Below are 8,834 nucleotides of genomic sequence, written 5' to 3'. Positions count from 1 at the left end.
CGAGGCTTCCTCGGGCCAGATCTCCAACATCATCGGCGTCATCGACGAGATCGCCTTCCAGACAAACCTTCTGGCGCTGAACGCCGGCGTGGAAGCGGCGCGTGCGGGCGAGGCCGGCAAGGGCTTTGCGGTCGTGGCGCAGGAAGTGCGCGAGCTTGCCCAGCGCTCGGCCCAGGCCGCCAAGGAGATCAAGGAACTGATCCGCCATTCGGCGGGCGAGGTCGAAGGGGGCGTTCGCCTCGTGACGGAGACCGGTGCGGCGCTGAAGGTGATCGGCGAGCATGTCAGCGAGATCAACGCGCAGCTCGACGCCATCACCACCTCGGCGCGCGAGCAGTCGGTCGGGCTGGCGGAGGTCAACTCCGCCGTCAACCAGATGGACCAGACGACCCAGCAGAACGCCGCCATGGTCGAGCAGTCCACCGCCGCAAGCGCGTCGCTCGCCGGCGAAGCGGACAAGCTGCGCCAATTGGTCGGTCGCTTCCAGGTCGGCGCTGCGGTTTCCTCGCGCGCAGCCACCCCGGCGCCCGTTCGCGGTCCCGTCGCAGCCGCCCACACGACCTCGCGCCCCGTCGTCTCACCGGCCAAGCGTATGGTCGGCAAGCTCGCCAGCGCCTTCGGCGGTGGCAGCGCGGCAACGGCCTCCGAGCCGGGCTGGGACGAATTCTGAGTGACAACAGCCGGGGCACCCGTTGCCTCGGCCTCCCTCAATCGCCTTGCGGCGAGAGGGGAACGCGGCGGAAGAGCGCGCCGCCTGGAACGGCCCCAGCGGGGCATTGGCCGCCGCGCAGAGATAGAGCTTTTCCGACAGACGACGGTTTTCCAGCTTGGCGAAGCGGAAGCGGCCCTCGGCGACGCCCGCCGCCGCATCCAGCCACGTCAGGAAGCTGATACCCTTTCCGGCCGCGACATATTCCATGATGAGCGCGATGGAGTTGCTGCGCAGCGCGATATGCGGCTCGGCATGGATGCGGTAGACCTCCGCATCGAGCCGCGGCCAGACCGACAGGCTCGTATCGGGCAGGCAGAGCGGCCGGCCAAGACAGTTCTCGATGCGGAACGGCGGCTCGCCCGAGGGCGCCAGCGCCGCCGCATAGACGACACCGAGATCGTAGCTCCGCTCGTCATAGACCCGAAGCTCCGGCAGGCGCGGCACGTTGAAGGCCAGCAGCGCGTCGATCTCGTTGCGGCAGAGCTGGCCGACCAGTGTGCCGGTGTCGCCCACCGAAATCTTCAGCGCGGCCGGTTCCGTCTCCGCCTCCAGCCCCGGCAGAATATAGGGCACCAGGCATTCCATGATGCCGAGCCTGAGCGTGCCGGCCCCACCGCCGCCGGCCTGCTGGAGGGCGGCGCGCAACGCGCTCTCGTCGTCCAGCCAGCGCTCAGCCTGCGCCAGCAGAACCTGCCCCTGTTCCGTCAGTTGCACGCCCTGCGGCATGCGCACGAAGAGCCGGGCGCCAAAGGTCTGTTCGAGAATCTGCATCTGACGGCTGAGGGCGGAGGCGGAGAGGTTGAGCTTTTCCGCCGCACGACGGATGGAGCGCTCGCGCGCCACTTCCACGAAGGTGAAGAACTCCCGCGAGAATGCCGACACAGCCGCCTCCCTGTGCAGTTTTTTCGCACACTATGCGCAATTCATTCTAATTGGCGCAAGCCCCCTTCTCGCGCACTCTGAATGCGGGAGTTTCAAGCGTTCAGGAGGAGTGACGAATGCTCGACAAACAGAACAAGGGACAGGCAACGGAGATCGATCTGCGCAATCTGCGCGAGACGATGAAGATCGCGGAGGAAAGCCGGGCGGCGGGCAACCACCCGTTCGGTGCATTGCTGGCGGGGCCGGACGGGGCGGTGCTGCTCACCTCCGGCAACACGTTCAAGGACGACAAGGGCGTCGGCCATGCCGAGATGAACGTCGCACGCGACGCCGCCAAGGCCTATTCGCCGGAATTCCTGGCGGAATGCACGCTCGTCACCTCGGTGGAGCCGTGCTGCATGTGCGCGGGTGGCACCTATTGGGCCGGCATCGGCCGCCTCGTCTACGGCATGACGGAAAAGCGCCTCGCCGAACTGACCGGCGACAATCCCGAAAACCTGACGATGGACATGCCCTGCGAGCATATTTTCGACGCCGGGCAGCGCAAGGTGGCGGTCGTCGGACCCGTGCCCGCGCTCGAAGGGGAAATCGCGAAAGCGCATGAGGGCTTCTGGTGAAAACCCGAAGCCGCAGGCCTTTCCATTTTCTTCCTTTGAGGAGTTCAGCCCATGTCCCGACAAGCGGACCATGGCGCGGCTGCGGCCGGCGCAAACCAGACTGCACGGCATGTCCATCCCGTCGATGAGATCCTGCCCCCCGCCCGCATGGCGGTGCTCGCGCTTCAGCACGTGCTCGTCATGTATACCGGCGCCATCGCCGTTCCCTTCATCATCGGTAGCGCCCTCAACCTCAGCCAGGCCCAGATCGCCTACCTGATCCAGGCCGACCTCATCACCTGCGGCCTCGCCACGCTGATCCAGACGGTCGGCTTCTGGCGCTTCGGCGTGCGCATGCCGCTGATGCAGGGCATCACCTTCGCCGCCATCTCGCCGGTCATCGCCATCGGCAGCAATCCGGCGATCCTCGCGAACGGGCCGACCGCCGGCCTGCAGGCGGTCTATGGCGCGGTCATCGCGGCGGGGCTCTTCGCCATCTTCATGGCTCCGCTGGGCCGCTATATCGTCAGGGCCTTTCCGCCCGTGGTCGTCGGCGCCGTGCTGACGGTGATGGGCCTCAGCCTGCTGCCGGTCGCGATCCAGTATGCCGCCGGCGGCTTCGTGCCCGATGCGGGCAAACCGGCCTATATCGGCCTTGCCTTCCTCGTGCTCGCCGTCATCGTGCTGCTCAACGTCTTCGGCCGCGGCTTCGTCAAGAACATTGCGGTCTTCCTCGGGCTGGTCGTCGGCGTCGTCTTCGCGGGGCTGATGGGCATGCTGGATTTCAGCGCGGTCAAGGATGCGGCTCCGCTCGCCATCGTCACGCCCTTCCACTTCGGCCTGCCGACCTTCCATCTCGTGCCGGTGCTGACCATGTGCCTCGTCGTCGCCATCACCTGGGTGGAATCCGTCGGCGACACCATCGTCGTCGGCGAGATGGTCGGCCGTCCCGCGACGGAACGCACCATCGCCGACCTGCTGCGGGCGGACGGGCTTTCGACCATGCTCGGCGGCATGCTCAACTCGTTCCCCTACACGGCCTTCTCGGAGAACGTCGCGCTGGTGAACATAACGGGCGTGCGCAGCCGCTGGACGGTGGCGCTGGCGGGCGGGTTCCTCGTCGTGCTCGGCCTGTCGCCGGTGCTGGCGACCGCCATCGCCTCTCTGCCGAAGCCGGTTGTCGGCGGCGCCGGGTTCGTCATGTTCGGCACGCTGGTGGTCGTCGGCATGAAGACCCTGCAGAAGATCGACTTCGACACGACCTTCAACAACTTCATGGTGGTGGGGCTGAGCGTCGCCATGGCGATGATCACCATCGTCAAGCCGGACTTCTTCCAGTTCATGCCGGAATGGTCCCAGGTGGTCTTCCACTCCCCCGTCATCATGGGGGCGGTCACCGCCATCATCATGAACGCGGCGCTCAACGGGCTTCGCATACAGGGACAGGTCGCCATGGCCCACTAGGACTCCCTCCCCCGGGGCCATAGTGACGCCTGCCGGAGGGCCGGGACCTGCAAGGTCCCGGCCTTTCGCCATTCAAAGCGAGGCGCTGATGAGTTCGCGCGTGTAGTCGTCCGTCACGTTCTGGTCGATCAGGTCCTGACTGGTGATGATCTCGCGCAGCACGCCCTTGTGCATGATCGCCAGCCGGTCGCACATATGGGCGACGAGCGGCAGGTCATGGCTGATGATGAAGAGGGTGAGCCCCTTTTCCCGCTGCAGCCGCATGACGAGATTGACGATTTCCGCCTGGATCGACACGTCGAGCGCCGAGGTCGGCTCGTCGAGCAGCATGACCTCCGGCTCGATGGCGAGGCACCGCGCAATGGCGACGCGCTGGCGCTGGCCGCCCGAAAGCTGGTGCGGGAAGCGGAAGCGGTGTTCCGGGCCGAGACTCACATCCTTCAGGGCCTGCAGGATGCGCTTTTCCGGATTGTCGAAGCGGTGGATCGCAAGCGGTTCGCCGATGATCTGGTCGACGGTATGCACCGGGTTCAGCGAGGCGTAGCAATCCTGCATGACCATCTGCACGCGGCGGCGGAAGGAGAGCGGCGGGTTCTGCTTCACCACGTCGCCGCCGATCTTCACCTTGCCGCTGCTGACGGCGGTGAGGCCCATCATGGCGCGCAGCAATGTCGTCTTGCCGGAACCGGACTCGCCGACGAGGCCGAAGACGCTGCCCTGCGGCACGCTGAGGGAAACCGCATTCAAGGCTCGCACCACGCGGGTCTTGGTGTGAAAATCGACGCAGACGTTTTCGATCTCGATCATGACTTTGCCTCCATCCAGGCGGGGTCGCGGGTGAAGGTGCGCAGCTCCGGCAGCCGCTCGGTGAGCGACGGCCGGCAGGCGGCGAGTGCGCGCGTATAGGCATGATGCGGGTTTTCCAGATCCGCCGCCGTGCACTCCTCCATCACCTGACCACCATACATCACCATCACCCGATCGCAGAAATTGGAGACGAGGTGCAGGTCGTGGCTGATCAGGATCAGCGACATGCCGCGTTCCTTGATGATCTGGTCGAGCAGACCGAGGAAGCTCGTGCGCACCGAAGCGTCGAGTGCCGAGGTCGGCTCGTCGGCGATCAGCAGTTCCGGTTCGCCGGCAAGCGCAATGGCGATCATCACGCGCTGGCCCATGCCGCCGGACACCTGATGCGGATACTGGTCGTAGACCGATTCCGGATCGTTGATGCGCACGGCGGCAAGCAGGTCGAGCACCTTGGCTTTCGCCGCCCTGCCGGCGATGCCCTGGTGCAGACGGAAACATTCGGCGATCTGCGCACCGACCGTCATGACGGGATTGAGCGCATAACGCGGGTCCTGCATGATCATGCCGATGCGGCGGCCGCGCATCGCCCGTTTCTGGGCGATCGAGGCCTTGAGCATGTCCTGGCCGGAAAATTCGAACCGCCGGGCGGTGACCTTGGCGCTCTGCGGCAGCAGGCCCATGATGGCCCTGCCCATGGTCGACTTGCCCGAGCCGCTTTCGCCGACGATGCCGAGCCGGCCGCCATCGACGGAGAGGCTGACGCCGCGCAGCGCCGGCACCGGGCCGGAACGACTGGCAAAGGAAACGCGGAGATCTTCGATTTCAAGCCGGGACATTACGAGGACCTCGCATCGAAGACGTCGCGCAGGCCGTCACCCAGAAGGTTGAAGCCGAGGCTGGCGATGAAGATGGCAATGCCGGGAATGGTGGCGACCCACCACTGGTCCAGCACATATTGCCGGCCGGCGGCGACCATGAGGCCCCATTCCGGCTGCGGCGGCTGCGCGCCGAGGCCGAGGAAGCCGAGGCCGGCGGCGATCAGGATCGTGCCGGACATGTCGAAGGTCAGGCGCACCACGACCGAGGCGAAGCAGAGCGGTGCGATATGGTTGAACAGGATGCGCAGCGTGGAGGCGCCCTGCAATTCCGCCATGCGGACAAAATCGCTGTTGCGGATGCTCAGCGTCTCGGCACGCGCCAGGCGCGCATAGGGCGGCCAGCTGGTCACCGCAATCGCGATGATGGCGTTGTTGATGCCGGTGCCGAGCGCGGCGACGAAGGCAAGTGCCAGGACGAGGCGCGGCAGCGACAGGAAGATATCGGTGATGCGCATCAGCGCCGCATCCACCCAGCCGCCGAAATAGCCGGCGACGATGCCGATGGTGAGGCCGACCGGCCCGACGATCAGCGAGACCATCAGAACGATGCGTACGGTGATCTGCGAGCCGTGCACGACGCGCGAGAGAATGTCGCGGCCAAGTTCGTCCGTGCCGAACCAGTGATCGGCGCTCGGCGGCAGCAGGCGGTTCGCCAGCACCTGATCCGTCGGCGAGCCGGCGAAGAAGGGCCCGATGAGCGCCATGGCGACGAGCGCCAGAACGATGAGGAGACCGACGAGCGCCAGCCGGTTGGCGACAAGCGCGCGGAAGGAAAGGTTGAGGCGGACGAACCGGGCCTGCAGGCGACTTGCAGGCCGGTCGGTGGTCAGCCATTGGGCTAGCGTTGTGCTCATCCTGCGGTCCTCGGATCTGCGAAGCGATAGACGATATCGGCCAGCGCGTTGAGAATGATGAAGACGGCACCGATCAGGATCGTACCGCCGATGACGGCATTGAGGTCGGCGTTGAACAGGGCATTGGTCATGTAGAGGCCGAGCCCCGGCCAAGAGAACACTGTCTCCGTCAGAACCGCGCCTTCCAGCAGGAAGCCGTAGGAGAGGAAGCAGACGGTGATGATCTGCACGCGGGCATTTTTCAGGGCATGGCCCCAGATTACCGTGCGCTCGGAAGCGCCCTTGGCGCGGGCGAGCGTGACATATTCCTGGTTCAGCTGCGTCAGCATGAAGCTGCGGGTCATGCGCGCGATGTAGGCCAGCGACGAGAGGCCAAGCAGCATCGCCGGAAGCACCATATGCGAAAGCGCATTGTAGAAGACGTCCATGTCCCCTGCCCTCAGCGCATCGATGGTCAGGATGCCGGACCATTCCTCGACGAGGCCGTCATAGGCGATGTCGATGCGCCCCGGTCCCGCCACCCAGTCGAGCTTGCCGTAGAAGACCAGCAGGAACACGATGCCGAGCCAGAAGACCGGCACGGAATAGCCGGCGAGGCTGAGCACGCGGACCATCTGGTCCTGCCAGCGCCCGCTGTTTGCGGCCGCCACCACGCCGAGCGGCACGCCCAGCAGCACGCCGATCAGGATGCCGATCGTCGCAAGTTCCAGCGTGGCCGGAAAGACGCTTGCCAGATCCTGCACGACCGGATGGCCGGTGAAAACGGAATTCCCCAAATCCCCGTGCGCGACCTTGCCGACATAGGTGATGAACTGTTCGTAGACCGGCCTGTCAAGGCCGAGTTCCTTGTACATCTTGTCGTAGACTTCCTGCGGCGCCTTCTCGCCGACGACGGCCACGACCGGATCGATGGGGATCAGGCGGCCGACGGCGAAGGTGACGAAGATGAGACCAATAAGGGTAAGCGCGACCGAAGTCGCGCTCCCCAATGAAAGACGCAGGATGGAGTAGATCCGTTTCGCCGGGCTGTGCACGGGACTACTTCCTGACCAGGCGGTAGAACACCGTCGCCGGACCGACCACGTAGTCCTTGACGTTCTTGCGCAGGGCGGCCAGACGGATGCGCTGCACGAGGCCGACATAGGGACCGTCGGCGATCACCTTGCGCTGCAGTTCCTTGTATAGGTCTGAACGCTTGGCCTCGTCGGGCTCGCGCACGGCGGCTTCCGTCATGGCGTTGACCGTGTCGTCCTTCCAGCTGTTGCGCCAGGCCACCGTCTTGCTGCTGGCATCCGGGCCGTTGTCCGGGTTGAGCGCGAAGGTCGCGGCATTGGCGTGCGGGTCGAGGAAGTCCGGCTCCCAGGTGCCGAGCACCGCCTCGAACTGACGACCGCGATAGGCGGTGATGAACTGCTTCTGGTCCGTCTGCTGGATCTCCATCTTGACGCCGGCGGCCGACATCGACTGCTGGACCGCCTGGGCGATGTCGATGGCAGGGCTGACGTTGCGCACCGAGAGCTTGAAGGAGAAGCCGTCCTTGTAGCCCGCCTCGGCGAGCAGGGCCTTGGCCTTCTCGACGTCGTAGCTATAGGGGTTCTCGTCGAGCGAGCCGTAGAAGCCCGAGGGCCAGAAGGACTGCAGCACGGTGAATTCGCCCTTCAGCAGCGAGTCCGTCATCCCCTTGTAGTCGACGAGATACTTCAGCGCCTCGCGCACCTGCGGCTTGGTGAACGGCTCGACCGACTGGCTGAGGCCGAGATAGAGATTGCGCGCCGCGTTGTTGCGCATGACGGCGATGTCGGGATTGGCTTCGAGCGCCTTGATCTGATCGCCCGGCAGGTTGGTGGCGATGTCGATGTCGCCCTTTTCCAGGAGCAGGCGCTGCGAGGCGGATTCCGGTATGTGGCGCAGGATGACGCGCTTCATCGCCGGTTCGCCCTGGCGATAGGCCGGGTTGGCCTGCATCATCACCGTCTGGTTCGGCTTCCAGGTCTTCAGCACGTAGGGACCGGAACCCTCGGACTTGTCCTTGAGATAGGCAAGACCGAAATCGCCGTCCTTCTCGTTCGCCTTGACGGTCACGGAATCGACCACCGACGCATTGACGGAAGACAGGATGTTCAGGACCAGCGAGGGCGCATAGTCGACGGTGATCTTCATTTCGAAGGTCTGGTCGTCGACGGCCTTGAGCATGCTGTCGACATTCTCGGCCGTCCAGCCGAACTGCTTCAGGATGAAGGCCGGCGACTTGCCTGCCTTGACGACGCGGGCAAAGGAATAGACCACGTTGTTGGCCGTCAGAGGATTGCCGGACGCGAAGGTCTGGCCGGCGCGCAGCTTGAAGGTCGCGGTCTTGTTGTTGTCGGTGAAGGTCCAGCTTTCGGCGATGAGGCCGGTCAGCTTGGACATGTCGGTCGCTTCGTTGCCGACGAGCGGTTCATAGACGTTGTGCAGCACTTCGCTGCCGGTGTCTTCGTAGGATTCCGCCGGATCGAACGAAATCGCATCGTCGATCACTTTGGCGATGACGAGCGTGTCGGCCGGCGTTTCGGCAAAGGCCATGCCACCCGTCATGCCCATGAAAAGGGCCGCCGCGGCGACACTTCCAAGAAACTGTCTTCTGTACATCTTTCCCTCCTCC

At 65.0% G+C, this 8,834-nt stretch carries 9 protein-coding genes; 3 read left to right on the top strand and 6 right to left on the bottom strand.

Annotated features, from left to right (window positions below; translation table 11 throughout):
* Positions 1-670, top strand: a 670-nt coding sequence (locus tag V8U06_RS22935; RefSeq protein ID WP_427142654.1) for a methyl-accepting chemotaxis protein, incomplete at its 5' end; no start/stop codon positions are given.
* Here the strand turns inward: V8U06_RS22935 and V8U06_RS22930 are convergent.
* Positions 578-1,594 carry a LysR family transcriptional regulator gene (locus V8U06_RS22930; protein ID WP_427142653.1) on the bottom strand — a complete coding sequence of 339 codons (1,017 nt, stop codon included), beginning with the start codon at positions 1,592-1,594 and terminating at the stop codon, positions 578-580. The genes V8U06_RS22935 and V8U06_RS22930 overlap by 93 nt on opposite strands.
* 116 nt (positions 1,595-1,710) lie before the next feature.
* Here V8U06_RS22930 and V8U06_RS22925 point away from each other — a divergent pair, with 116 nt between their 5' ends.
* Positions 1,711-2,211: a nucleoside deaminase gene (locus V8U06_RS22925; protein ID WP_226923103.1), complete on the top strand. Its 501-nt coding sequence runs from the start codon at positions 1,711-1,713 to the stop codon at positions 2,209-2,211.
* Between the two features lie 51 nt (positions 2,212-2,262).
* Positions 2,263-3,654: a nucleobase:cation symporter-2 family protein gene (locus V8U06_RS22920; RefSeq protein WP_427142652.1), complete on the top strand. Its 1,392-nt coding sequence runs from the start codon at positions 2,263-2,265 to the stop codon at positions 3,652-3,654.
* A gap of 72 nt (positions 3,655-3,726) precedes the next feature.
* Here the strand turns inward: V8U06_RS22920 and V8U06_RS22915 are convergent, their stop codons facing one another.
* From V8U06_RS22915 to V8U06_RS22895, 5 genes are read right to left on the bottom strand one after another with little or no spacing between them, the layout of a single operon-like run.
* Positions 3,727-4,461 carry an ABC transporter ATP-binding protein gene (locus V8U06_RS22915; protein ID WP_427142651.1) on the bottom strand — a complete coding sequence of 245 codons (735 nt, stop codon included), beginning with the start codon at positions 4,459-4,461 and terminating at the stop codon, positions 3,727-3,729.
* The gene (locus tag V8U06_RS22910) at positions 4,458-5,297 is read right to left on the bottom strand and encodes an ABC transporter ATP-binding protein (protein ID WP_427142650.1); all 840 of its coding nucleotides are present in this window, start codon (positions 5,295-5,297) and stop codon (positions 4,458-4,460) included. Before V8U06_RS22910 ends, V8U06_RS22915 begins: the two co-directional genes overlap by 4 nt.
* On the bottom strand, positions 5,297-6,193 hold the full coding sequence (gene nikC / locus V8U06_RS22905) for a nickel transporter permease (protein WP_427142649.1): 897 nt from the start codon (positions 6,191-6,193) through the stop codon (positions 5,297-5,299). Before nikC ends, V8U06_RS22910 begins: the two co-directional genes overlap by 1 nt.
* Positions 6,190-7,227, bottom strand: a complete 1,038-nt coding sequence (locus V8U06_RS22900) for an ABC transporter permease (protein ID WP_427142648.1) — start codon at positions 7,225-7,227, stop codon at positions 6,190-6,192. Before V8U06_RS22900 ends, nikC begins: the two co-directional genes overlap by 4 nt.
* Before the next feature lie 4 nt (positions 7,228-7,231).
* On the bottom strand, positions 7,232-8,821 hold the full coding sequence (locus tag V8U06_RS22895; RefSeq protein WP_427142647.1) for an ABC transporter substrate-binding protein: 1,590 nt from the start codon (positions 8,819-8,821) through the stop codon (positions 7,232-7,234).
* Positions 8,822-8,834 lie beyond the last annotated feature (13 nt).

The sequence above is a fragment of the Shinella sp. G-2 genome (genome assembly GCF_050172695.1).
Classification (GTDB): domain Bacteria; phylum Pseudomonadota; class Alphaproteobacteria; order Rhizobiales; family Rhizobiaceae; genus Shinella.
This window is presented reverse-complemented; position numbering and strand designations above follow the sequence as displayed.

Excerpts from the sequence above, each read along its gene's own strand:
- V8U06_RS22925 (WP_226923103.1), top strand. The coding sequence starts at position 1,711 with ATGCTCGACAAACAGAACAAGGGACAGGCAACGGAGATCGATCTGCGC.
- V8U06_RS22920 (WP_427142652.1), top strand. The coding sequence starts at position 2,263 with ATGTCCCGACAAGCGGACCATGGCGCGGCTGCGGCCGGCGCAAACCAG.
- V8U06_RS22915 (WP_427142651.1), bottom strand. The coding sequence starts at position 4,461 with ATGATCGAGATCGAAAACGTCTGCGTCGATTTTCACACCAAGACCCGC.
- V8U06_RS22910 (WP_427142650.1), bottom strand. The coding sequence starts at position 5,297 with ATGTCCCGGCTTGAAATCGAAGATCTCCGCGTTTCCTTTGCCAGTCGT.
- nikC (WP_427142649.1), bottom strand. The coding sequence starts at position 6,193 with ATGAGCACAACGCTAGCCCAATGGCTGACCACCGACCGGCCTGCAAGT.
- V8U06_RS22895 (WP_427142647.1), bottom strand. The coding sequence starts at position 8,821 with ATGTACAGAAGACAGTTTCTTGGAAGTGTCGCCGCGGCGGCCCTTTTC.